Annotated in this window: 40 protein-coding genes; all 40 read left to right on the top strand. The window is 55.1% G+C overall.

All coding sequences use genetic code 11. The features are described 5' to 3' along the window. Positions 1-5: 5 nt before the first annotated feature. Complete coding sequence (gene rplD / locus FLZ89_RS06890; RefSeq protein WP_141263498.1) at positions 6-662, top strand: 50S ribosomal protein L4; 657 nt, start codon at positions 6-8, stop codon at positions 660-662. Positions 663-716: 54 nt separating this feature from the next. After that, complete coding sequence (gene rplW, locus FLZ89_RS06895) at positions 717-1007, top strand: 50S ribosomal protein L23 (RefSeq protein ID WP_141263496.1); 291 nt, start codon at positions 717-719, stop codon at positions 1005-1007. A 24-nt stretch (positions 1008-1031) separates the two neighbouring features. Then, positions 1032-1862: a 50S ribosomal protein L2 gene (gene rplB / locus FLZ89_RS06900; RefSeq protein WP_141263494.1), complete on the top strand. Its 831-nt coding sequence runs from the start codon at positions 1032-1034 to the stop codon at positions 1860-1862. Positions 1863-1886: 24 nt separating this feature from the next. Further along, positions 1887-2171, top strand: coding sequence for a 30S ribosomal protein S19 (gene rpsS / locus FLZ89_RS06905; protein ID WP_106006341.1), 285 nt, complete (start codon positions 1887-1889; stop codon positions 2169-2171). 11 nt (positions 2172-2182) lie between these two features. Next, positions 2183-2521 (top strand): 50S ribosomal protein L22, encoded by a 339-nt coding sequence (rplV, locus tag FLZ89_RS06910; protein ID WP_141263491.1) that lies wholly within the window; start codon positions 2183-2185, stop codon positions 2519-2521. Between the two features lie 4 nt (positions 2522-2525). Further along, a complete protein-coding gene (gene rpsC / locus FLZ89_RS06915; RefSeq protein ID WP_141263489.1) occupies positions 2526-3185 on the top strand; it encodes a 30S ribosomal protein S3 in 660 nt (219 codons plus the stop codon). After that, the gene (gene rplP, locus FLZ89_RS06920; RefSeq protein WP_141263487.1) at positions 3185-3619 is read left to right on the top strand and encodes a 50S ribosomal protein L16; all 435 of its coding nucleotides are present in this window, start codon (positions 3185-3187) and stop codon (positions 3617-3619) included. The genes rpsC and rplP overlap by 1 nt, the downstream gene beginning before the upstream one ends. Further along, positions 3609-3812, top strand: coding sequence for a 50S ribosomal protein L29 (gene rpmC / locus FLZ89_RS06925; protein ID WP_141263485.1), 204 nt, complete (start codon positions 3609-3611; stop codon positions 3810-3812). The genes rplP and rpmC overlap by 11 nt, the downstream gene beginning before the upstream one ends. A gap of 33 nt (positions 3813-3845) precedes the next feature. Beyond that, positions 3846-4100: a 30S ribosomal protein S17 gene (gene rpsQ, locus FLZ89_RS06930; protein WP_141263483.1), complete on the top strand. Its 255-nt coding sequence runs from the start codon at positions 3846-3848 to the stop codon at positions 4098-4100. A 30-nt stretch (positions 4101-4130) separates the two neighbouring features. Further along, the gene (rplN, locus tag FLZ89_RS06935) at positions 4131-4499 is read left to right on the top strand and encodes a 50S ribosomal protein L14 (protein ID WP_106006335.1); all 369 of its coding nucleotides are present in this window, start codon (positions 4131-4133) and stop codon (positions 4497-4499) included. Between the two features lie 21 nt (positions 4500-4520). After that, on the top strand, positions 4521-4847 hold the full coding sequence (gene rplX, locus FLZ89_RS06940; RefSeq protein WP_141263481.1) for a 50S ribosomal protein L24: 327 nt from the start codon (positions 4521-4523) through the stop codon (positions 4845-4847). 23 nt (positions 4848-4870) lie between these two features. Next, a complete protein-coding gene (gene rplE / locus FLZ89_RS06945; RefSeq protein WP_141263479.1) occupies positions 4871-5413 on the top strand; it encodes a 50S ribosomal protein L5 in 543 nt (180 codons plus the stop codon). Between the two features lie 15 nt (positions 5414-5428). Further along, positions 5429-5614: a type Z 30S ribosomal protein S14 gene (locus tag FLZ89_RS06950; RefSeq protein ID WP_141304676.1), complete on the top strand. Its 186-nt coding sequence runs from the start codon at positions 5429-5431 to the stop codon at positions 5612-5614. Positions 5615-5649: 35 nt separating this feature from the next. Next, entirely contained in the window at positions 5650-6042 is a 393-nt protein-coding gene (rpsH, locus tag FLZ89_RS06955; RefSeq protein WP_141263475.1) for a 30S ribosomal protein S8, read from the top strand. A gap of 16 nt (positions 6043-6058) precedes the next feature. Further along, a complete protein-coding gene (gene rplF, locus FLZ89_RS06960) occupies positions 6059-6610 on the top strand; it encodes a 50S ribosomal protein L6 (RefSeq protein WP_141263473.1) in 552 nt (183 codons plus the stop codon). An 11-nt stretch (positions 6611-6621) separates the two neighbouring features. After that, entirely contained in the window at positions 6622-6987 is a 366-nt protein-coding gene (gene rplR, locus FLZ89_RS06965; RefSeq protein ID WP_141263471.1) for a 50S ribosomal protein L18, read from the top strand. An 18-nt stretch (positions 6988-7005) separates the two neighbouring features. Continuing rightward, on the top strand, positions 7006-7506 hold the full coding sequence (rpsE, locus tag FLZ89_RS06970; RefSeq protein WP_141263469.1) for a 30S ribosomal protein S5: 501 nt from the start codon (positions 7006-7008) through the stop codon (positions 7504-7506). Positions 7507-7518: 12 nt separating this feature from the next. After that, complete coding sequence (gene rpmD, locus FLZ89_RS06975) at positions 7519-7701, top strand: 50S ribosomal protein L30 (RefSeq protein WP_141263467.1); 183 nt, start codon at positions 7519-7521, stop codon at positions 7699-7701. A 12-nt stretch (positions 7702-7713) separates the two neighbouring features. After that, positions 7714-8154, top strand: a complete 441-nt coding sequence (gene rplO, locus FLZ89_RS06980) for a 50S ribosomal protein L15 (protein ID WP_141263465.1) — start codon at positions 7714-7716, stop codon at positions 8152-8154. Beyond that, complete coding sequence (gene secY / locus FLZ89_RS06985; protein ID WP_141263463.1) at positions 8155-9417, top strand: preprotein translocase subunit SecY; 1263 nt, start codon at positions 8155-8157, stop codon at positions 9415-9417. A gap of 21 nt (positions 9418-9438) precedes the next feature. Then, a complete protein-coding gene (locus tag FLZ89_RS06990; protein WP_141304677.1) occupies positions 9439-10092 on the top strand; it encodes an adenylate kinase in 654 nt (217 codons plus the stop codon). Then, entirely contained in the window at positions 10089-10835 is a 747-nt protein-coding gene (gene map, locus FLZ89_RS06995) for a type I methionyl aminopeptidase (RefSeq protein ID WP_141263459.1), read from the top strand. Before FLZ89_RS06990 ends, map begins: the two co-directional genes overlap by 4 nt. A 22-nt stretch (positions 10836-10857) precedes the next feature. After that, positions 10858-11142: a KOW domain-containing RNA-binding protein gene (locus tag FLZ89_RS07000; RefSeq protein ID WP_141263457.1), complete on the top strand. Its 285-nt coding sequence runs from the start codon at positions 10858-10860 to the stop codon at positions 11140-11142. Positions 11143-11157: 15 nt separating this feature from the next. After that, the gene (infA, locus tag FLZ89_RS07005) at positions 11158-11376 is read left to right on the top strand and encodes a translation initiation factor IF-1 (protein ID WP_141263455.1); all 219 of its coding nucleotides are present in this window, start codon (positions 11158-11160) and stop codon (positions 11374-11376) included. 16 nt (positions 11377-11392) lie between these two features. Then, the gene (rpmJ, locus tag FLZ89_RS07010; protein ID WP_141263453.1) at positions 11393-11506 is read left to right on the top strand and encodes a 50S ribosomal protein L36; all 114 of its coding nucleotides are present in this window, start codon (positions 11393-11395) and stop codon (positions 11504-11506) included. A gap of 18 nt (positions 11507-11524) precedes the next feature. Beyond that, complete coding sequence (gene rpsM, locus FLZ89_RS07015; RefSeq protein WP_141263451.1) at positions 11525-11896, top strand: 30S ribosomal protein S13; 372 nt, start codon at positions 11525-11527, stop codon at positions 11894-11896. 12 nt (positions 11897-11908) lie between these two features. Beyond that, on the top strand, positions 11909-12298 hold the full coding sequence (gene rpsK, locus FLZ89_RS07020) for a 30S ribosomal protein S11 (protein WP_141263449.1): 390 nt from the start codon (positions 11909-11911) through the stop codon (positions 12296-12298). A gap of 70 nt (positions 12299-12368) precedes the next feature. Continuing rightward, positions 12369-12995: a 30S ribosomal protein S4 gene (gene rpsD, locus FLZ89_RS07025; RefSeq protein ID WP_141263446.1), complete on the top strand. Its 627-nt coding sequence runs from the start codon at positions 12369-12371 to the stop codon at positions 12993-12995. A gap of 38 nt (positions 12996-13033) precedes the next feature. After that, positions 13034-13975: a DNA-directed RNA polymerase subunit alpha gene (locus FLZ89_RS07030; protein ID WP_141263444.1), complete on the top strand. Its 942-nt coding sequence runs from the start codon at positions 13034-13036 to the stop codon at positions 13973-13975. A gap of 15 nt (positions 13976-13990) precedes the next feature. After that, on the top strand, positions 13991-14329 hold the full coding sequence (rplQ, locus tag FLZ89_RS07035) for a 50S ribosomal protein L17 (RefSeq protein ID WP_141263442.1): 339 nt from the start codon (positions 13991-13993) through the stop codon (positions 14327-14329). A 3-nt stretch (positions 14330-14332) separates the two neighbouring features. Continuing rightward, positions 14333-15163, top strand: a complete 831-nt coding sequence (locus tag FLZ89_RS07040) for an energy-coupling factor transporter ATPase (protein ID WP_141304678.1) — start codon at positions 14333-14335, stop codon at positions 15161-15163. Then, positions 15139-15990: an energy-coupling factor transporter ATPase gene (locus FLZ89_RS07045; protein ID WP_141304679.1), complete on the top strand. Its 852-nt coding sequence runs from the start codon at positions 15139-15141 to the stop codon at positions 15988-15990. Before FLZ89_RS07040 ends, FLZ89_RS07045 begins: the two co-directional genes overlap by 25 nt. Positions 15991-15994: 4 nt before the next feature. Next, positions 15995-16783 (top strand): energy-coupling factor transporter transmembrane component T family protein, encoded by a 789-nt coding sequence (locus FLZ89_RS07050; RefSeq protein WP_141263435.1) that lies wholly within the window; start codon positions 15995-15997, stop codon positions 16781-16783. A gap of 97 nt (positions 16784-16880) precedes the next feature. Continuing rightward, positions 16881-17621, top strand: coding sequence for a tRNA pseudouridine(38-40) synthase TruA (gene truA, locus FLZ89_RS07055; protein WP_141263433.1), 741 nt, complete (start codon positions 16881-16883; stop codon positions 17619-17621). A 63-nt stretch (positions 17622-17684) separates the two neighbouring features. Next, positions 17685-18119, top strand: coding sequence for a 50S ribosomal protein L13 (rplM, locus tag FLZ89_RS07060; protein WP_141263431.1), 435 nt, complete (start codon positions 17685-17687; stop codon positions 18117-18119). Positions 18120-18137: 18 nt separating this feature from the next. After that, positions 18138-18530: a 30S ribosomal protein S9 gene (gene rpsI, locus FLZ89_RS07065; protein WP_141263429.1), complete on the top strand. Its 393-nt coding sequence runs from the start codon at positions 18138-18140 to the stop codon at positions 18528-18530. Between the two features lie 15 nt (positions 18531-18545). Further along, positions 18546-18692, top strand: a complete 147-nt coding sequence (gene scfA / locus FLZ89_RS07070; protein WP_141304680.1) for a six-cysteine ranthipeptide SCIFF — start codon at positions 18546-18548, stop codon at positions 18690-18692. Between the two features lie 54 nt (positions 18693-18746). Then, complete coding sequence (scfB, locus tag FLZ89_RS07075; protein WP_253256428.1) at positions 18747-20162, top strand: thioether cross-link-forming SCIFF peptide maturase; 1416 nt, start codon at positions 18747-18749, stop codon at positions 20160-20162. A gap of 157 nt (positions 20163-20319) precedes the next feature. Next, positions 20320-21747 (top strand): M23 family metallopeptidase, encoded by a 1428-nt coding sequence (locus tag FLZ89_RS07080; RefSeq protein WP_141304682.1) that lies wholly within the window; start codon positions 20320-20322, stop codon positions 21745-21747. A gap of 322 nt (positions 21748-22069) precedes the next feature. Further along, positions 22070-22984, top strand: coding sequence for a thioredoxin-disulfide reductase (gene trxB / locus FLZ89_RS07085; protein WP_141263421.1), 915 nt, complete (start codon positions 22070-22072; stop codon positions 22982-22984). The last annotated feature ends 42 nt before the right edge of the window (positions 22985-23026 follow it).

Genomic DNA, 23026 nt, shown 5'->3' on the forward strand with positions numbered 1-23026 from the left:
AGGCAATGCCCAGAGTAGCCGTGTACAATATACAGGGCCAGCAAGTAGGGGAAATGGACCTGGACGAGCGCATCTTCGGCGGCGAGGTTAACGAAGCCGTCCTCCACCAGGCTGTGGTCATGCAGCTGGCCAGCCGGCGACGTGGCACGGCAGCGACCCGCACCTGGGCCGAAGTTAGCGGCGGCGGCCGCAAACCCTGGCGGCAAAAGGGAACCGGCCGGGCCCGGGCGGGTAGTATCCGCTCGCCCCTATGGCGTGGTGGGGCAGTAATTTTTGGTCCTCAGCCCCGTGATTATGGCTTCAAGCTGCCCAAAAAAGTGCGCCGTTTAGCTCTACGTTCGGCCCTGGCGAGCAAAGTACGTGAGGGCAATATAATTGTCCTGGATGAGTTAAAGCTGGCCAGGCCGCGGACGAAGGATATGGTGGCCGTTCTCAGGGCTCTGCATGTCGAAGATAAAGCCCTCGTAGTCACCGCGGGCAAAGAACCCAATGTTGAGTTGTCGGCCCGTAATCTACCGGGAGTGACGTGTTTAACCTCTGCGGGACTGAACGTCTATGATCTCCTTGCCCATGACAAGCTGGTCATTACTAAAGAGGCGATATCCCTGATTGAGGAATCCCTTATGCCAGCTGAGAAACCGGCAATTGCCCAGGAAGCATAAATAAGAAAGTGACGCTTCTGGCCTCTGACTTCAAAATAAGGAGGTGCTGGCTTAATGCGGGCTCCCGAAGAAATAATTATCCAGCCCCTGGTAACGGAAAAGTCTACCGGCCTGATGGCGGAAAATAAATATACTTTTATAGTTGACCGCGGGGCCAATAAGATTGAAATCAAAAATGCCGTCGAGAAACTTTTTAACGTCAAAGTGTTGAAGGTCAATACCCTGATGGACCGCGGCAAAATGCGCCGGGTGGGTCGTTTCCAGGGGCGACAACCAGATCGGAAAAAAGCTATTGTTACCTTAAGACCTGGCGATAAAATAAAGGTCTTTGAAGGGTTGGAGTAGCTTAAAATCAAGGAGAGAAGCAAGATGGCCATTAAGAAGTTTAAACCCACTTCTCCCGGCCGGCGGCAGATGACAGTATCTACCTTTGCCGAGGTTACCGTTGCGGAACCTTATAAACCCCTGGTGGCCCCTTTAAAGAAAACCGGGGGACGCAATAACCAGGGTCGGCTTACTGTCCGGCACCGGGGCGGGGGACACAAGCGCCTGTACCGGATAATCGATTTTAAACGTGATAAAGATGGCATTCCCGGCCGCGTGGCAACCATTGAGTATGATCCCAACCGTTCGGCCAATATCGCCCTGATTAATTATGCCGACGGGGAGAAGCGTTATATCCTGGCACCGGAAAACCTGCAGGTTGGTGACCAGATTATCAGCGGCCCCGGGGCTGACATAAAAATCGGTAACGCGCTGCCTTTAAGCCAGATACCGGTTGGTACCATGGTGCACAATATTGAGCTTAAACCCGGGAAAGGCGGCCAGATGGTCAGGGCAGCCGGGACCAGCGCCCAGCTGATGGCCAAAGAAAACGGTTATGCTCTCCTGCGCCTGCCTTCCGGCGAATTACGCAAGGTGCAGGAAGAATGCCGGGCAACTATTGGCCAGGTTGGCAACCTCGACTGGGAAAACATCACCATTGGTAAAGCCGGGCGCAGTCGCTGGCTGGGCATCCGGCCGACGGTGCGCGGTGTGGTCATGAATCCGGTGGACCATCCCCATGGTGGCGGTGAAGGAAAAGCTCCGGTAGGCCGCAAGCACCCGGTGACACCGTGGGGTAAACCGGCCCTGGGCGTTAAAACACGTAAAAAGCGGAAACCCAGCGATAAGCTCATTGTCAAGCGCCGGAATGAATAAAGGGGTGAAAGGAGGTTCCTTTTTATGGGCCGCTCCCTGAAAAAAGGGCCGTATTGTGATGAAAAGCTGCTCAAGAAAATTATTGAAATGAACGAGAAGGGTACTAAACGGGTGATTAAAACCTGGTCCCGCCGTTCAACTATCTTTCCGGAGATGGTAGGACATACCATAGCCGTCCACGACGGCCGCAAGCACGTACCAATTTATATTACCGAAGATATGGTCGGACACAAGCTGGGCGAATTTGCTCCCACCCGCGTCTTTCGGGGGCATGGCGCCCATACGGAGCGTTCCACAGCGCTGAAGTAGGGGGTAAACAGATGGAAGCAAGGGCGGTAGCTAAATATATCCGGATTTCCCCGCGACGCGTCCGCCAGGTAGTTGATTTGATACGCGGCAAAGGAGTGCGGGAGGCTGAGGCCATTCTGATGGTCACGCCCAAACGGGGGGCCCGGGCGGTAGCCAAGGTATTAAAATCGGCTGTCGCCAATGCTGAGCATAATTACGATATGGATGCCAGCAAGCTGGTGGTCACCCGCGCTTATGTTGACGAAGGGCCGACCCTGAAACGCTACCAGCCGCGGGCCATGGGCAGGGCCAATATCCGGCGGAAACGTACCAGCCATATAACTGTGGTGGTTGGGGAAAAGGAGGACTGATTTCGTGGGTCAAAAAGTTCACCCCAAGGGATTACGTCTCGGCATTATCCGCGATTGGGATTCCCGCTGGTATGCGGGCAAGGAATATAAAACCTTGCTCCACGAAGACTTGAAAATACGTGAGTTCATAAAAAAGCGTCTCTACCAGGCGGGTATTGCCAATGTGGAGATTGAACGGGCGGCCAATCGCGTCAAGGTGATAATCAATACTGCCAGACCGGGAGTTATTATCGGCCGGGGTGGTGCTGAAGTTGAGGCCCTGCGGAAAGAACTGGAGCGTTTAACCGGTAAACAGGTAAGCCTCAACATCGTCGAGATTAAAAAACCGGAACTTAATGCCCAGCTGGTGGCTGAAAATATTGCCGCCCAGCTGGAAAAAAGGGTTGCTTTCCGGCGGGCCATGAAGCAGGCTGTAAGCCGCGCCATGCGTTTGGGGGCTTTAGGCATTAAAATAGCCTGTGGCGGCCGCCTGGCAGGGGCCGAAATCGCCCGTACCGAGTGGTACAGCGAGGGCAAGGTACCCCTGCATACCTTGAGGGCGGATATCGATTATGGTTTTGCCGAGGCCAGTACCACCTATGGTAAAATAGGCGTTAAGGTATGGATTTATAAAGGTGAAGTATTACCTGAACGGGCCAGGGTCCAGGAAGGGGGCCGCAAATAATGTTAATGCCCAAAAGGGTAAAATACCGCAAACCACACCGCCCGGGTACTCGGGGCAAGGCAACCCGGGGGAATGAGATTCACTTCGGGGAATACGGGTTGCAGGCCCTGGAACCGGCCTGGATCACCAGCCGTCAGATTGAGGCTGCCCGTATAGCTATGACCCGTTATATTAAACGCGGCGGCAAGGTATGGATCAAGATTTTTCCCGACACCCCCATTACCGCAAAGCCGGCTGAGACCCGGATGGGCAGCGGCAAGGGAGCGCCGGAGTACTGGGTAGCCGTTGTTAAACCGGGGCGGATCCTTTTTGAGATGGCCGGAGTTACCGAAGAAGTAGCCCGCGAGGCAATGCGCCTGGCCTCCCACAAGCTGCCCATTAAAACCAAGTTCGTAAAACGGTCGGAAGTGGGTGGTGAGGTCAATGAAAGCTAAAGAAATCCGCGAGTTGACCACGGAAGAGCTGCTGCAAAAGGTGGGCGAGCTGAAGCAGGAACTCTTTAACCTGCGTTTCCAGCTGGCCACCGGTCAGATAGATAATCCCATGCGCCTGCGGGAAGTCCGCCGGAGCATAGCCCGGGCCAAGACAATATTACGGGAACGGGAACTGAAACGGGAACAAGCATAAAGACAGTCACGGTACAGAAAGGGGGCAGGCCTTTTGGAAAGGAATCACCGTAAAACGCGGATTGGCAGCGTAGTAAGCGATAAAATGGACAAAACCGTGGTAGTGGCGGTAGAAAACCGGGTGCGCCACCCGTTACTCGGTAAAATTATCCGCAAAACCAAGAAATTCAAGGCCCATGATGAAAAAAATGAATGCCGCATCGGCGATAAAGTCAAGATTATGGAAACCCGACCTTTAAGTAAAGAAAAGCGCTGGCGGGTAGTTGAGATCCTGGAGAAGGCCAAGTAGCCTTATTTTTCGCCGGGAAGGAGGTAAAGCATGATCCAGCAACAGACGATCCTCAAAGTCGGCGACAATACCGGCGCCAGGAAACTGATGTGCATACGCGTCCTCGGCGGTTCCAAAAGGCGTTATGCCAGTGTGGGAGATGTGATTATTGCCTCCGTAAAAGAGGCAACGCCGGGGGGCGTGGTTAAGAAGGGGGATGTCGTCCGGGCGGTAGTGGTACGGACGACAAAGGCTATAAAACGTGAAGACGGGTCCTATATCCGCTTCAATGAAAATGCAGCGGTAATTATCAACGAACAAAACAACCCGCGGGGTACGCGTATCTTTGGACCGGTAGCCAGGGAACTGCGGGAAAAAGATTTCATGAAGATCATTTCCCTGGCCCCGGAAGTCCTGTAGGAAAAGGGAGGTGGCTTGGAATTGACCCCAGTTAAGGTACACGTTAAAAAAGGTGACCTGGTCATGGTAATTAGCGGTAAAGATGCCGGCAAAAAAGGCAAAGTATTGAGCGTCGACCGCGCTAAAGGCCGGGTCATCGTCGAAGGGGTAAACATTGTTAAACGGCACACCCGTCCCACCCCCAAGATGCCCCAAGGCGGGATTATTGAAAAGGAGGCTCCGGTGGCCAGCAGCAATGTTATGCTGTTTTGCAATAAATGTAACCGACCTACTCGAATCGGGAAACAATTTCTGGCCGATGGAACCAAGACCCGGGTGTGTAAAAAGTGCGGCGAAGTAATTGATTAAGCCCAGGTAAAGGAGGGCTGGCTTTGGCTAGACTGAAGGAAAAATACCTGACAGAGATACGTAAGCTCTTACAGGAAAAATTTGGTTACAAAAATGTCATGGAGATCCCCAAACTGGAAAAAATCGTTGTCAACATGGGTGTTGGCGAGGCAACCCAGAATCCCAAGGCCATTGATGGTGCCGTCCAGGACCTGATGGCCATTACCGGGCAAAAACCTATTGTTACCAGGGCCAAAAAATCTATTGCTGCCTTTAAACTGCGCCAGGGAAACAGTATTGGCTGCAAGGTAACCCTGCGGGGAAACAGGATGTACGAGTTTCTGGACCGCCTGATCAATGTGGCCCTGCCCCGGGTCAGGGATTTCCAGGGCGTGTCGCCCAATTCCTTTGATGGCCGCGGTAACTATTCCCTGGGCCTGAAAGAACAGCTGATTTTTCCGGAGATTGAATATGACAAGATCGACAAAACCCGGGGTCTGGAAATAACTATGGTGACTACGGCAAAAAGCGATGAGGAAGCCCGGGAACTCCTGCGCGCTTTTGGCATGCCGTTCCGGGAACAATGATGAAGGAGGAAATCCATGGCCAAGAAATCTTTACGTGTTAAACAAGCACGTCCCCAGAAGTTTAAGGTTCGCGCGTATAACCGTTGCCTGCGCTGTGGCCGTCCCCATGCTTATATTCGGAAGTTCGGCCTGTGCCGTATCTGTTTCCGCGAGCTGGCCTACAAGGGAGAGCTTCCTGGTATAGTGAAAGCCAGCTGGTAAGTGCGGGACGAGAAGGAAGGGGGTAGTTCAAATTGATGACCGATCCCATTGCTGATTTCCTGACCCGCATTCGTAACGCCAACATGGTCTACCAGGAGAAGGTGGAAGTACCGGCTTCCAAAATGAAGCGGGCTATAGCTGAAATCATGAAGAACGAAGGATATATCAAGAACTACGAGTATATTGAAGACGACAAGCAGGGCACCTTGAGGATTTATCTCAAGTATGGGCCCAACAAGGAAAAGGTTATTACCGGCATAAAGCGCATCAGCCGCCCGGGGCTAAGGATTTATGCCAGGAAAGGCGAAATCCCTAAAGTTCTGGGAGGCCTGGGAGTGGCTATAATTTCTACCAGCAAAGGGATACTCACGGATAAACAGGCTCGCCGGGAAGGCGTCGGCGGCGAAGTTATCTGTTACATCTGGTAAGGCTGGAGGTGTTTAAGTGTCACGTATAGGCAGAAAGCCGGTGCAGGTACCGGCAGGGGTAGAAGTAAACATTGACGGCAATACGGTAACGGTAAAGGGCCCCAGGGGAAAACTTACCCGCCAGTTCCCGGCCGAGATTACCATTAGCCGGGAAGGGGATGTATTGCAGGTCAACCGTCCCTCGGATGCCAAACCCCACCGCGCCCTGCATGGTCTTTCCCGGGCCCTGTTGCAAAATATGGTTGATGGTGTCACCAAGGGCTTTCAAAAAAGCCTGGAACTGGTGGGGGTAGGCTACCGTGCCGCCAAGCAGGGGAACAAACTGGTGCTGACGGTAGGCTATTCCCATCCAGTAGAAATAGTGCCGGGAGAAGGGCTGGAGATTGAAGTGCCGGCCCCCAACAAAATAATTGTTAAAGGCATTGACAAAGAAGCGGTAGGGGCACTGGCGGCCAATATTCGCGACGTCCGTCCCCCGGAGCCCTACAAGGGTAAAGGTATTAAGTATGAAGATGAGTATATCCGGCGCAAAGTTGGTAAGACTGGCGCCAAGGGCGGTAAAAAATAGGGGGTAAAGGAATGTTCAAGAAGATAGACCGCAAACTCACGCGGCAGCGGAAGCACCTGCGGGTGCGGCGGCGTATAATGGGCACTCCTGAACGGCCCCGTTTGAGTGTCTACCGCAGCCTGCGCCATATCTACGCCCAGGTGGTAGACGATACCCGGGGTATAACCCTGGTGGCTGCTTCAACCCTAGACCCGGCATTAAAAGACCTGGAAGCTACCGGGAATAAAGCTGCCGCCAGAAAGGTGGGCGAACTTATCGCTCAGAAAGCCCTAGCTAAAGGGATTAAAAAAGTTGTTTTTGACCGGGGCGGCAATATTTACCATGGCCGTATAGCTGCCCTGGCCGAAGGCGCCCGAGAAGCAGGGCTGGAATTTTAAAAGGGAAGGAGGGGAAAAATGGCGCGCGTTGAAAACAAGGACCTGGAGTTAACGGAAAAAGTCGTCCACATCAACCGTGTAGCTAAAGTCGTAAAGGGTGGCCGGCGCTTTAGTTTTTCTGCCCTGGTAGTTGTTGGTGACGGTAAAGGCCATGTAGGTGCGGGCCTGGGCAAGGCCAGTGAAGTGCCGGAAGCCATCCGTAAGGGTATTGAAGATGCCAAAAAGAATCTCATTAAAGTACCGATGGTGGGCACGACCATTCCCCACGAAATTATAGGCCATTTTGGTGCGGGGAAAGTTTTGCTTAAACCTGCAGCCCCCGGTACCGGAGTTATTGCCGGGGGACCGGTACGGGCGGTCCTGGAAGCTGCCGGAATCAGGGATATTTTGACCAAGAGCCTGGGATCGGCCAACCCCAATAACGTCGTCTATGCCGCCCTAGAAGGTTTAAAGGGTCTTAAAAGAGCAGAAGACGTAGCCCGCCTCCGGGGTAAAACTGTGGCCGAGCTGCTTGGCTAGGAGGAGTTGGCATTGGCAAATTTGAAGATTACCCTGGTAAAAAGCTTAATTGGTCGACCGGAAACGGAAAGGAAGACGGCCCGCGCACTGGGTCTTAAGAAACTACATGCGGAAATTATCCGCCCTGATACACCGGCTGTCAGGGGCCAGATAAAAAAGCTGGCCCACCTGGTTAAGTGCGAGGAAGTAGAATAGGAGGTGACAGGGGTGCGCCTGCATGAGTTACATCCAGCACCTGGCTCCAGGTTTAAACCTACCCGGGTAGGACGGGGTATCGGGTCCGGCCTGGGCAAAACTTCCGGCCGTGGCCATAAAGGGCAAAAAGCCCGCTCCGGGGGCGGTGTCCGCCGGGGCTTTGAAGGTGGCCAGATGCCCTTAAGCCGCCGTCTTCCCAAAAGGGGCTTCACCAATAAATTTGCCCGCGAGTTAACGGTCATTAATGTCGGCGAACTGGAACGCTTTGAACCGGATACTGTAGTGACGCCGGAGGTCCTGGCCCGGGCCGGCCTGGTCAAGCAGGCCAGGAACGGCGTCAAAATCCTGGGCGATGGTGAAATAACCAAGCCCCTGACCGTCAGGGTTCAGGCTGCCAGCCGCCAGGCCATTGCCAAAATTGAGGCTGCCGGCGGCAAAGTTGAGGTGATGTAAGTGTTAAACACCCTGGCCAGCGCCTGGAAGCTGGAAGACCTGCGGAAGAAGATATTTTTTACCCTGATGATGTTTATCGTCTTCCGCCTTGGCGCCCATGTGCCCCTCCCTGGAATCAATAATGCCGTCCTGCAGGAATTAGTTCGGGGCGGTACGATATTGGGTTTTTTTGACGTTATTTCCGGCGGGGCCTTTAAGCGATTTACCGTGTTTGCCATGGGCATTATGCCCTATATCAATGCCTCGATTATCATGCAGCTCCTGACGGTGGTCATTCCAGCCCTGGAACGGTTGGCCAAAGAGGATATCGAAGGGCGCAAAAAGATCGTCCAGTATACCCGTTACGGGACGGTTATTTTAGGCCTCCTTCAGGCCCTGGGTATGGCCCTGTATCTCGCGCGCTCGGGGGCTTTCTTAAGACCAGGCCTGCACAATTACCTGGTGGTAGCGGTAATGCTTACAGCAGGTACGGCCTTCCTCATGTGGCTGGGGGAATTAATTACGGAAAAGGGTATTGGTAACGGCATTTCCCTGATTATCTTCGCCGGGATTGTTTCCCGCCTGCCGGCTGGTGCTGTTAGTCTCTACCAGTACCTCACTTCCGGAGAGGTAAGTATCATTTCGTTAATCCTCTTTGCCATTATTGCCGTGGTAATCATTGCCGCAGTAGTGGCCATGCAGCAAGGGGAACGCCGGATTACCGTGCAGTATGCCAAGAGGGTGGTGGGCCGGCGGATTTACGGCGGCCAGAGTACCCACATCCCGTTAAAGGTCAACCAGGCCGGGGTTATTCCTGTGATCTTCGCCATGTCTATCCTGCTCTTTCCCAGCACCCTGGCTTCCTGGTTTCCCCACAGCAGCCTGGCCCAGGCTATAGTAAGGTTTTTTGACCCGCGGTCGGCTTTCTATATGATCCTTTATGCGTTGCTGATCATCTTCTTCACCTATTTCTATACGGCTGTGACCTTCAACCCGCAGGATGTGGCCGATAACATGAAAAAGTACGGCGGCTTCATCCCGGGCTTGAGACCCGGCCGGCCGACTGCCGAATATATTGAACGGATCTTAACCCGGATAACCCTGGCAGGGGCGATTTTCCTGGCCTTTATCGCCGTGTTGCCCAATATCCTGATGGCCGCTACCGGCATTAACGTATATTTCGGGGGCACTTCCCTCCTGATTGTAGTCGGTGTGGCCCTGGAAACCATGAAACAGCTGGAGTCCCACCTGTTGTTGCGGCACTATCAGGGCTTTATGAAGTAAATACCGGGGGGGCTAAAGAGGATGCGTTTGGTATTGCTGGGGCCACCTGGGGCTGGTAAAGGTACCCAGGCCGCGTTAATCTGCAAACACTTGGGTATACCCCATATTTCCACCGGGGATATGTTCCGCCAGGCCATCAAAGAAGGTACCGAACTGGGACGCCAGGCAGAAAAGTACCTGCAAAGCGGGGGCCTGGTGCCCGATGACGTAACTATTGGCCTGATCCAGGAACGCCTGAGCCAATCCGACTGCCGGCAGGGTTTTTTACTGGACGGTTTTCCGCGGACGGTAGCCCAGGCCGAAGCCCTGGATGCCTGGCTGGCCGGGAGAAAGGAAAAGCTCGATGCGGTTATTGATATTGAGGTGCCGCGGGAGGAACTCATGGCGCGTCTGACAGGACGCCGGGTCTGCCGCCAGTGCGGGGCCACCTACCACCTCCAGTACAATCCACCGGCTGAGGCCGGCAAATGCGATGTTTGCGGCGGGGAGCTCATCCAGCGAGCGGACGACACCGCAGCAACTGTCGGCAAACGGTTGGATGTATACAACGAGCAAACGGCGCCCCTTATTACCTATTATCGTCAGCGCGGTCTTTTAAAGGAAATTGACGGCAGCGGGGATATTGCGGCCGTAAGCCGGGCCATCGGTGCGGCCCTGGGAAGAGACTGGCAATGATTATTTTAAAGTCACGCCGGGAAATAGCCCTGATGCGTGAAGCGGGACGGATCGTGGCCCGGACCCTGGCTAAACTTAAAGACCATATCGCCCCCGGGGTAACTACTGCGGAACTGGACCGCATAGCCGAGGATTATATTCGGGAAAATGGTGCCGTGCCGGCCTTTAAGGGCTATCAGGGCTTTCCGGCCAGTATTTGTGTTTCCGTTAATGAGGAAGTCGTCCACGGTATACCAGGTTTAAAGCAACTGGCTGAAGGGGATATTATTAGTATTGACATCGGTGCGGTAAAAAATGGATATGTTGGTGACGCCGCGGTTACTTTTCCAGTTGGCGCTATTGATGCCGAGAAGCAGCATTTGCTGGCCGTAACCGAAGCCGCCCTTTACGAAGGCATCAAACATGCAGTCGCAGGCAACCGGCTGACTGATATATCCCACGCTATCCAGACCTATGTCGAAAAAAATGGCCTTTCGGTAGTCCGTGATTATGTGGGCCACGGTATTGGCCGGGCGATGCATGAAGACCCCCAGGTACCGAACTTTGGTCCCCCGGGTTATGGCCCCCGCCTCCGGGCGGGGATGGTCCTGGCCATTGAACCCATGGTAAATGCCGGTACCCATGAGGTTTATACCCTGGCCAATGGCTGGACAGTAGTGACCAGGGATAAGAAACCTTCGGCGCACTTTGAGCATACGGTAGCTTTGACGGATAACGGACCGGAGATCCTGACGTTACTCTAACTGGCAGGTGGAGGCGAAGGTTATGCCGGCAGGTGAACTAAAGGTGGGGCAACTGGTATATTCCCGGGCTGGGCGCGACCGGGGGCGACCTTTTCTGGTCTGGCAGCTGGCCGGGCCCAGCCGGGTTTATCTTGTTGACGGCCGTTTACGACGTACCAGTAAACCTAAACTGAAAAACGTCCTCCATGTCCAGGCGGTTAACCGGGTAGCGACGGCTATTGCTGACCGGTTAAAACAGGGAGAAGTAGTTACCGATGCCGAAGTACGACGGGCTATTGCCCAGCTCTTAGAGACTGAGCAGGCTTGATAAGGAGGGGTTTATTTGGCCAAAGAGGATGTCATTGAAGTTGAAGGCACGGTGATCGAACCCCTGCCCAATGCCATGTTTCGGGTAGAGCTGGCCAATGGGCACCGGGTGCTGGCCCATGTCTCCGGTAAGATCCGGATGAACTTTATCCGTATTTTGCCGGGCGACCGGGTAATGGTGGAATTGTCACCCTATGATCTCAACCGGGGACGCATCGTTTACCGCTATAAATAATCTGGGAGGGTTTAGTTTGAAAGTCAAGCCTTCAGTGCGGCCTATTTGTGAAAAATGCAAGATCATAAAACGCAAGGGTAGAATTATGGTTATTTGCGAAAATCCCAAGCACAAGCAAAAACAGGGATAGACAGGGGGTAAGGCGTAAATGGCAAGGATTGCCGGGGTAGACCTTCCCCGGGATAAGCGGGTGGAAATTGCCCTGACTTATATTTATGGCATTGGCCGGCCAACGGCAAATAAAATCCTGGCTGCGACAGCCGTTAACCCTGATACCAGGGTAAGGGATCTAACGGAAGAAGAAGTAAGCCGGCTACGCGAATATATAGATAAAAATTTAACGGTCGAAGGGGATTTGCGCCGGGAGGTAGCGTTAAATATCAAGCGATTGATGGAAATAGGTTGCTACCGTGGCCTGCGTCATCGTCGGGGGCTGCCGGTACGCGGCCAGCGCACCAAAACCAATGCCCGTACGCGTAAAGGACCCCGCAAGACTGTGGGCGTGCGGCGCAAGAAGTAAGGGGGAGAAGCTATGCCAAGGAAAACTACCCGGCCACGCCGGCGCGAACGTAAAAATATTGAAAGCGGCGTGGCCCATATTAAATCAACCTTTAACAATACCCTGGTAACCATCACCGATAAAAATGGTAACACTATTGCCTGGGCCAGTGCCGGTACCGTGGGGTTTAAAGGTTCCCGCAAGAGCACACCTTTTGCCGCTCAAATGGCGGCCGAAGCAGCTGCCAGGCAGGCTATGGAACATGGCATGCGCGAAGTAGAGTGCTACGTAAAAGGTCCGGGAGCCGGCCGGGAAGCTGCCATTCGTTCCCTGCAGGCCGCTGGGCTTGAGGTTAGCGTAATTAAAGATGTAACCCCGATTCCCCACAACGGCTGCCGGCCTCCCAAGCGGCGGCGAGTGTAACAGGAGCTTTTAAAGGTCGCAAGAACACGTCGTCGTTAAGAAGCATGCGACTTGCAGAGGAGGTAATACTTTGGCAAGGTATAAAGATGCTACCTGTCGCCTGTGCCGGCGGGAAGGCATGAAGCTTTTCCTGAAAGGCGATCGCTGCTATTCTGATAAATGTGCTGTGGCCCGGCGGTCCTATGCCCCCGGCCAGCACGGCCAGACCAGGAAAAAGCTTTCCGAATACGGCCTGCAGCTAAGGGAAAAGCAGAAGGCCCGCCGCATTTACGGCGTCCTGGAACGCCAGTTCAGCAACTACTTTGAGAAGGCCGAGCGCATGAAAGGCGTTACCGGTGAAAACCTGCTTATCCTGCTGGAGAGGCGCCTGGACAATGTTGTTTATCGCCTGGGTTTTGCCGATTCCCGTGCCCAGGCGAGGCAATTAGTCCGGCACGGCCATTTTACGGTAAATGGCCAGAAGGTGAGTATCCCTTCCTACCTGGTCCGGCCTGGTGATATCATTGCCGTCCGGGAAAAGAGCAAGGAGAGTCCCCTTTTCAAAGAGATTGCCGCGGCGGCAGCCCACCGGACGGTCCCGGCCTGGCTTAAAGCTGACCCGGCAGCTTTAGAAGGGCACGTCCTCTCCCTGCCGACGCGGGAACAGATTGATGTGCCGGTGCAAGAACACCTCATCGTTGAGCTTTACTCCAAGTAAGATGCAGGCTGGATGAGCTCACGAGAAGGAGGGGAACAATGCTCGAAATTGAAAGGCCCAGGATTGAGTGCCTGGAAATGTCCAATAAGTACGGGCGGTTTGTAGTCGAGCCCCTGGAGCGGGGTTATGGAATCACTCTGGGTAATTCCCTGCGGCGGATTCTTCTCTCCTCACTGCCCGGGGCTGCTGTAACCACGGTCAAAATTGAAGGGGTCCTTCATGAGTTTTCCACCATTCCCGGTGTCGTCGAGGATACCACGGAGATTATTTTAAACCTCAAGTCCCTGGCCCTGAAGCTCCACAGCGATGAACCCAAGGTAATAAGAATTGAGGCTGAGGGCGAAGGCGAGGTTACAGCTGCCGATATTATTACTGATGCTGACGTTGAGGTCTTAAACCCCGACCTGCACATTGCCACCATAGAAAAAGGCGGCCGCCTGTTTATTGAAATGACGGTAGAAAAAGGGCGGGGTTATGTCAGTGCGGAAAAAAATAAAAAAGAGGACCAGCCCATCGGGATTATTCCCGTCGATTCCCTCTTTTCGCCAGTCCATAAAGTGAACTATCAGGTGGAAAACACCCGGGTAGGACAGGTTACTGACTACGATAAACTTACCCTGGAGGTATGGACTGACGGTACTATTGCCCCCGATGAGGCAGTGAGCTCGGCAGCCAAAATTCTTATCGAACACATGCGTCTCTTTTTAGGTTTAACGGAGCGCGTCAGCGACGAAGTAACCATGGTTGAGAAAGAAGAAGAAAGCCGGGATCGCCTCATGGACATGTCCATTGAGGAACTTGATCTATCGGTGCGTTCTTACAACTGCCTGAAGCGGGCGGGCATTAATACCGTTGGCGAGCTTTTGCAGCGTACCGAAGAAGATATGATGAAGGTACGCAACCTGGGCAAAAAATCCCTGGAAGAAGTTACGCAAAAGCTCGCGGAACTGGGCCTGTCCCTGCGACAGAGTGATGGGTAAAGGGGTGACATTTAGATGGGTTACCGGAAATTAGGTCGCCTGTCCGGCCACCGGAAAATGATGCTGCGCAATATCGTCACTTCCTTTTTGCGGGAAGGTAAAATAGAAACTACAGAAATGCGGGCTAAAGAACTAAAAAGCCTGGCCGAGAAAATGATTACCCTGGGCAAAAGGGGCGACCTCCATGCCCGGCGCCAGGCCCTGGCCTACCTGCTGGATGAAGACGTGGTTACCAAATTATTTAAAGAAATCGGCCCGCGCTATCAGGATAAAAACGGCGGCTATACCCGGATAATTAAGACCGGCTTCCGGCGGGGTGACGGCGCGCCCATGGTCCGCATTGAACTGGTTTAAGCGATGATCGAGGTCCGGGGCGTCACTTTTTTCTACCCGGGAACTACCGAACCGGCCCTGGAAAATATAAGTTTAACCATCAAGCCGGGGGAATTTGTGGCCGTCACTGGCCCCAACGGTTCCGGCAAATCAACCCTGGCCCGGCTATTAAACGGCCTGCTCCGCCCCGGGGAAGGCCGTGTCCTGGTAGACGGGCTGGACACCGGTGACGAAGCTTCCTTGGTAGAGATTCGCCGCCGGGTAGGGATGGTTTTCCAGGACCCTGACAACCAGCTGGTGGCCGCTACCGTCGAAGATGATGTGGCCTTCGGGCTGGAAAATCTGGGCCTGCCACCGGCTGTAATCAGGCAGCGGGTTGCGGCCGCCCTGGAGGCCGTGGAGCTGGCAGATTTAAGGACCAGGCCCCCCCACCACCTATCCGGAGGGCAGAAACAGCGCCTGGCCCTGGCCGGCGTCCTGGCCATGGAACCGTGTTATCTGGTGCTGGACGAGGCTACGGCCATGCTGGACCCGGTAGCCCGGGAGGAAGTGCTCAAGAAAGTACTGGATTTACGCCGGGAAAAAGGGCTGGCCGTTATCCTTATAACCCACCTTATGGAAGAGGCGGCCCTGGCAGAACGGATGCTGGTCCTGAATGCCGGGCGCATACTTTTGGCCGGCCCGCCTGCAGAAGTGCTGCAGCAGGAGGAGAGGCTGGCGGCAGCAGGGCTAAAGGCGCCGGTAACTGTTGCCCTGGGCAAGAGCTTAAGGCAGGCAGGGCTAAAATTACCGGCCAATTTAGTCACAGTGGAGGAGATGGCCCGGGCCCTATGGAAATTGGCCTCCAGGAAGTAAGTTTTGCCTACAGAGTAGCCGGCAGGCAGTTACCGGTGTTGGAAAACATCAATATCAAAGTCTCCCCGGGTGATTTCCTGGCGATTACCGGGGCCGGGGGTTCGGGGAAATCAACCCTGGCCATGCTTATGGCCGGCCTGCTGGAACCGACGGCGGGCCGGGTTACCCTGGACGGGCGACCGGTCCGGGGGCGGGGTAAAGGGAAAGATACCTTATCCTGGCAGAGGGTGGGCATGGTCTTTCAACAGCCGGAGCAGCAACTTTTTGCCGAAACGGTGGCTGAAGATGTAGCCTTTGGCCCCAGGAACATGGGCCTTAACGGTACCGGGCTCGAAGCCAGGGTCAAGGCGGCCCTCCGTGCTGTAGGCTTGGAGCCGCAAAGGGTGAGTGGGCGTTCCCCCTTTAGCTTAAGCGGGGGACAGCAACGGCGGGTAGCCATTGCCGGGATCCTGGCCATGGAGCCGGAGGTTCTAATCCTAGATGAGCCGACGGCCGGTCTGGACCCGGCCGGCCGGGAACAGATACTCAATGTAATCAGGGCCTTTTACCGCCGGCCCGGGAAGGCAGTAGTCCTTATCTCTCATAATATGGCCGAAGTGGCCGAACTGGCCCGGCAGGTTATAGTATTACACCGGGGGCGGGTGGCTCTCCAGGGTACGCCGCGGGAAATTTTCCGCCAGGGCGAAGCCTTAAGATCCTATGGTCTTATCCCTCCGCCCCTCACCCGCCTGATGCAGAAGCTGCGTCGCCAGGGAGCCCCGGTCACCATGGAAGTCCTAACGTTGACCGAGGCCCGGGAAGCCATCTTGGCCTGGCTGGGGGCTTAGCCTTATGGTTATTGAAGTTGGTCAATATGTCCCGGGGACAAGCAGCATCCATAACATGGATCCCCGGGCCAAACTGCTAGGCTTGCTCCTTTACGGAATAGCTCTTCTAACCGCGCCAACTGGTATAGCAGCGAGCCTTACCGGGGCAGCTATATTACCGGTAATAATCTTGGCCGGCCTGGCACCGGCCTTTATATGGCGCCAGCTGAGGCCGCTTATTGTTTTCCTGGTAATTATCTTTATCCTTCAGGCAGCCTTTACCCCGGGGGAAATAATGGCTGTGGTGGGGCCGGTGAGGATTACCCGGGAGGGGCTCAACTACGGCTTATTGGCCCTGGCCAGGGTGTTTTTCCTGGTCCTGGCCGCGGCTGTACTCATGGCTACGACCGATCCCCTGGCCCTGGCCGACGGCCTGGAGCGGCTGCTGCGACCGGGGCAGAAACTGGGCCTGCCGGCCGCTGAACTGGCCCTGATGCTGACCATGGCCCTCAGGTTTGTGCCCACCCTGCTGGAAGAGGCCGAGCGGATTATGCGGGCGCAGGTTGCCCGGGGAGCGACCTTCCGGGGCAGCCACATCAAAAACCTGATGCCTCTGGTCATCCCGCTCTTTATCAGTGCCTTTCGCCGGGCCGAAGGCCTGGCCGAAGCTATGGAAGCCCGGGCCTATCAGGGTGGTAAAGGCCGTACCCGGATGCGGGAGCTGCATTTTAAGGCGGCTGACTATATCTTCCTCCTGCTGGCCGGCCTTCTGGCCGCCGGGTCGGCCTATTTCCGGCTAAGAGTCGGAAGTTAGGATTGAAGACGCCGCTAAGGAAAGGGGGAGGAGGCGCTTATGTTTTTGCGTCTCCGGGACATATCCCTCCCATATGTTAGGAGGCTAACTTCCGCCCATGCCGCACCTGAAAATTACCCTGGCCTATGACGGCACCAATTACGCCGGCTGGCAGGTGCAGCCGGTGGCCCACGGGCCTACCATCCAGGGTGTCGTAGCCGCAGCCTTAAACCGGCTGACAGGGGAAAGGATCTGCCCGGTAGCTGCGGGGCGGACGGACGCCGGGGTCCATGCCCGCGGCCAGGTAATCAGCTTCTGCACTTCCAGCCGCATACCGGTGGAGCGCTGGCCCCTGGCCTTGAACAGCCTGCTGCCGGAAGATATTGCGGCATTAGACGCTGAGGTAGTATCACCTGAATTTCATGCCCGTTACAGTGCCCGGTGGAAATGGTACCGCTATACCATTTACAACCACAGCCTGCCTGACGTCTTCAGTCGCCGTTACAGCTGGCAGGTACGTTACCCGCTGGACTTTGCCGCCATGGCCAGGGGTGCAAGTTACTTTACAGGCCGCCATGATTTTCGTTCCTTTTGCGCCGCCGGCAGCCCGGTGCGCCAATTTGAACGCGAGGTAGTTAAGGCGCACTTGCACCGCCAGGGTCACTTCATTTTTTTTGATGTGGTGGCCAACGGTTTTCTTTATCATATGGTAAGAATTATGGTCGGCACCCTGGTAGAAATCGGCAGGGGCCGACTGCTGCCGGAGGATGTTCCGGTTATACTTGCCGCCCGTTCCCGGGCAAAGGCCGGCCCGACGGCCCCGCCCCAGGGACTGTGTCTGGAGAGGGTAGCATACTAATTTTCTTGACTTGCCGTAGTTAATTGCTTAAAATAGTCTCGTGATAGGAACAGGAGGGAGAAAATGTCCACCTTTATGGCCAAACCACATGAGGTGGAGCGAAAGTGGTATATCATTGACGCGGCCGGTAAAACGCTGGGTCGCGTAGCCACCGAAGCTGCCCGCCTCCTCAGAGGCAAGCATAAACCCATCTTTACCCCCCATGTGGATTGTGGCGATCACGTTATTGTCATTAACGCAGAAAAAGTACGGCTCACCGGTAAAAAGCTCCTGCAGAAGAAATATATTCGCCACAGCGGTTACCCCGGTGGCTTAAAGGTTATGAACTATGCCCAGCTCTTAAAGACTTTTCCCGAGCGAGCCATTGAGAAGGCCGTGAAAGGGATGATCCCGCATAATCGCCTGGGCCGGCAGATGGTCAAGAAGCTCAAGGTCTACCGCGGCGATAGCCATCCCCACGCGGCCCAGCGGCCGGAAGTCTGGGAGATCAAGGATTAATCGAAGGAGGGGAAAATTTTGGCCCAGGTTCAATTTTACGGCACGGGAAGGCGAAAAAATGCCGTGGCCCGGGTGTACCTGGTTCCCGGCGAGGGCCGGGTGTTAGTTAACGACCGCCCCCTCGATGAATATTTTGGCCAGCAGATCCTGGCTATGCAGGTACGCCAGCCCCTGGAAGTAACCAACAACACGGGCCGCTTTGATGTCCTGGCTAAAGTTAGGGGCGGCGGGATCAGCGGCCAGGCCGGTGCCATCAGGATGGGCATTGCCAGGGCCCTGTTACAGGCTGACGCCGACCTGCGCCCGGTTTTGAAAAGCCATGGTTTCCTTACCCGTGATCCAAGGATGAAGGAAAGAAGGAAGTACGGCTTAAAGAAAGCCCGTAAGGCGCCACAATTCTCCAAGCGATAAGAAGGGGTGTTTCATATGCACATCAAGACGGTTTTTACGCCCCGCCTACAGGAGAGTATCAGGCAGGGCGGCTGCGGCAACTGCCATGTTTCCTGCCAGTCGGCCTGCAAAACATCCATTACCGTCAGCAATCAGCCCTGCGAACGTGAAGAAAGGAAGTAACCACCAAGGCCCGACTTTTCCGGTCGGGCTTTTATTGTTAGGAGGAGACCAATATTGCCATCCCTAAATCTCCAAAATGTTGACTGGCAGGGGGATGTCCACTGGTTCGACTTTGAAGACCTCTGCCTGCTTCTGGACGTCAATAGTGGCGCTCTCCATATAATCGACGCTCCTGCCCGGGCCGTTTTGGAAGAATTGCGGTCCGGGGATGAGCGCGGTACCTTCACCGAAGCCGACTGGCCTGCGCTCCTGCCCCGGTCTGTCCGGGAGTGGGGTGCCGGCACAGTCCTGGAAGTCTGCCGGGAACTGGCTGCCAAACAGGCCGAAGGGACTCTCTTTACCGTCGATGAGGTTGGCCGCAGTTACCAGCCGCCGGCACCCAGCCTCCAGGCCCTCTGCCTCCACGTTGCCCATGACTGTAATATGCGCTGCCGTTACTGCTTTGCCGGCGGGGGCCCTTTTGGCGGCGAGCGGGGCTTAATGAGCCGGGAGACGGGGTACCAGGCCCTGGACTTGCTTTTTAAAGAATCCGGCAACCGCCCCCGGGTGGAGGTCGACTTCTTTGGCGGCGAGCCGCTGCTCAATTTCAGCGTCGTACAGGACCTGGTAGCTTACGGCCGGGAAAAGGCTGCGGCGGCCGGGAAAAAAATCAGCTTTACCCTGACCACCAACGGCCTGGGCTTGACGCCGGCCATCGAGGAGTACCTCATTGAGAACCAGATCAGTGTTATTTTGAGCCTTGACGGTCGCCCGGAAATTCATGACTTAAACCGGAGGACCCGCACCGGCCAGGGCACTTATCACTTAGTGGTCCCCAGGGAGCAGCATTTTGTCGCTGCGTATGAGCACGTGGACTACTGGGTGCGGGGAACCTACACGCGCCAGAATCTCGATTTTACCAGGGATATCCTGCATATGGTAGAATTAGGATTTCGCTACCTGTCCCTGGAACCGGTAGTAGCGGCTCCGGAGGCTGAATATGCTATTAGGGAGGAAGATCTGGACCTGCTGGCGGCACAATATCGCCACCTGGCCCGGGCCTACCTGGAAGCGAGGGCTAAAGGTACACCCTTTAACTTTTTCCACTTCAACATTGACGCTAGTGCCGGCCCCTGCCTTACCAAAAGGCTTACCGGTTGCGGTGCGGGCACCAGTTACCTGGCAGTCACCCCCGGCGGCGACCTTTATCCCTGCCACCAGCTAGTGGGGAGAAAGGAGTACTGCCTCGGCAACGTCCGGGAAATGATCTTGCGTCCTGAAATACGGGAAGATTTTCGCCAGGCCCATGTATATAACCAGCCGGCCTGCAGCCGTTGCTGGGCACGCTTCTACTGTAGCGGCGGCTGCCATGCGGCCAACCTGGCCGCTACCGGGAATTTGCGGCAACCGGCGCCTGTACCCTGCGCCATCCAGAAGATGCGCCTGGAAGCGGCTCTTTATGTGCAGGTCAAGGAAGCCATTGGAGCCTGATTTTACCCGGATTTACAGCGCGCCGGGCCTCCAGGGTTAAAAAAGGGCAAAAAATTTCTAAATGGGGAGGAATCCTGGCTTCAAAGGTAGAATAATAGGAAGGTAAAGGGCAGGAAGAAGCAGTTCCTGCCGTATTTTCGGGGAGAGGAGGCATGCCATGCCGCCGCCGGGTAAGCTGCCGGATGTGGCGGCCATAGCGGGTCGCCTTTTAAAGGATTGGCCGGCACGGTGGAAAGAAGCACCCAGGAATAAAAAACTTTTTTTCATAATAAGCGGTATCCTGGCCGGGGGATTATTGTTGCTGGCCGGATGGTACCGGCTAACTGTTCCCAATGCCTGGGCAGTGATGGTCAACGGTCGCCAGGTGGCTGTAGTTAGCCGTCAGGTAGATATCAATCAGGCCATCCAGGATATTCTCAAGGAAAGCGGGTCAGGCAACTACCAGGGCCTAAAGATTACCGATCAGATTGATTATAAAAAAGTCCGGGTCAACCCGCGGGAAATTATAGATGGCCAGCAATTAAAAAATATTCTCCAGGAGACGCTGCATTTTGTTGCGGCAGCGACAGTAATAACCATTAACGGTCAACCCGAACTTGTGGTGCGGGATGATAGTGTGGCGGATGCGGTCCTGGCCCAATTAAAACAATCCTATCTGCCACCGCCGGGGAGCGGGGAGGTCCAGGAGGTCAAATTCCTGGAGGAGGTAGCCTATGAGCACCGGTCGGTCCGGCCAGAAGAAATTTTAAACCCGGAGGCGGCCCTGGCCAGGCTCAAGGGGACTACGACGGCGAGCCAGGAGTATGTAGTTAAAGAAGGGGACTCTCTGTGGACCATAGCCCGGGAACACGGGTTGCTAGTTGACGATATTAGAGCCGCCAATCCGGAACTCCAGGGCGAACGCCTGGACATCGGCCAGCGCTTAAGACTCACGACAGCGAAGCCACTCCTCCAGGTAATGGTCGTCTATAGACAGGAAGTGAAAGAACCTGTTCCCTATGAAGTGAAAGTAGAAACGAATACCGACCTCTTACGGGGCCAGGAAAGGGTAAAGCAGGCTGGGTCAGAGGGCGAACGGCTGGTTACCTACCAGGTAGTGACTAAAAACGGCGTCCAGGTTGAGAAGAAAGTTATTCAGCAGCAGGTGCTGAAAGAACCTGTAACTAAAATAGTGGAACGAGGGACGCGGGTAGTTCTGGCTTCCCGCGGCGGCGGTTCCGGCCGGCTGGCCTGGCCCATCCGGGGAATTATTACTTCCCCCTATGGTTACCGTGGCCGGGAGTTCCACTCAGGTATGGATATTGACGGCTACGTTGGACAGCCGGTAGGGGCCGCCGAGGACGGAACGGTGACCTTTGCCGGTTACGACGGCGGCTACGGCCGAATGATTACCATTGATCACGGCGGGGGCCTGGTAACCCGATATGCCCATCTATCGGGCTTTAACGTCCGCGTAGGCCAGCGGGTGAACCGGGGACAGGTCATCGGCTATGTAGGGGTTAGTGGGCGTACTACCGGACCGCACCTGCACTTTGAAGTTTTGGTCAATGGCAGTTTCCGTAACCCGTCGGGATTTTTAAATTAGATTATTATCGCCATCCCTGAGGACAAGCCTCAGGGATATTTTTCTTGCCCGACCTTGCCTAACTAAAAGCGAGAGCGTATAATAACTATAGTTTAAACCGAAAAGGGCATGACGGACTGGAAGCAGGCGCATAATATAGCCAAAGTGGACCCATTGGATTGAAATCAAGCGATACTATGAAAATGCCGTGAGGCCTTGGTCCGGGAGAGAACTTTTGCCTGATCGGTGAAGCTGATCGAAGCGGGGGCGCTCCGCAAGGGCCAGGGAACGAACGGTACAATGCAAGCCTGTGACAAGGTTATTTCCGAAGGAGGTAGGCAAGATGCCCCATGATTTGCTTATTATTGGTGGTGGGCCGGCCGGGCTGACAGCGGCTCTTTACGGTGCCCGGGGCGGGCTGGATACCGTGGTGCTGGAGATGGGTGCTCCCGGTGGACAGGCCGGGCTGACAGACAGGATTGAAAATTACCCCGGCTTTCCCGAAGGCATTAATGGTATGGAACTTGCCATGAAATTTGCCGAACAGGCCAGGCGCTTCGGTGCCAGGATAGAAATGACCACAGTCCAGGGAGTGGAGCTTAACGGGGAGATAAAAAAAGCCTTTACCGGGAGCGGTGAGTTTACTGCGAGGGCAGTAATCATCGCCAGCGGGGCTCATCCGCGGCCCCTGGGAGTACCAGGGGAAGAAGAATTTCGCGGCCGGGGTGTTTCCTATTGCGCTACCTGCGACGGCGCCTTCTTCCGGGACAAAAAGGTCGCTGTAGTCGGCGGTGGCGATTCGGCTGTGGAAGAAGCCCTCTTTCTAACCCGTTTTGCCAGCCAGGTGACCATTATCCACCGTCGTGACGCTTTGAGGGCGACGAAAGTGCTTCAGGAACGGGCCCGGGACAACCCTAAAATTTCTTTCTGCTGGAATACGGTTGTAACGAGGATAAAGGGCAAGGAAAAAGTCGGCAGCTTGGAGTTAAAAGATGTAAACAGTGGAGCCACCAGGGAAGAAGCCTTCGACGGGGTCTTTATCTTTATCGGCCTGGAGCCCAACACTGGTTTTCTGAAGGGGACCCTGACCCTGGATTCCCAGGGGTATATTGTTACCCGCGAAAATCTGGCCACTTCCATCCCCGGGGTCTTTGCCGCTGGCGACGTCCGGGCCAAGGATTTCCGCCAGGTGAGTACGGCTGTAGGTGACGGGGCAGTGGCGGCCATGGCGGCTGAGCGCTACCTGGCCGGCCTGTGAAAAAGGAAGGTCCGGGAGCGACATGTTTGACACTTTTCTTTC

It is taken from the genome of Moorella sp. E306M, from assembly GCF_006538385.1.
Classification (GTDB): Bacteria; Bacillota; DSM-521; order Neomoorellales; family Neomoorellaceae; genus Neomoorella.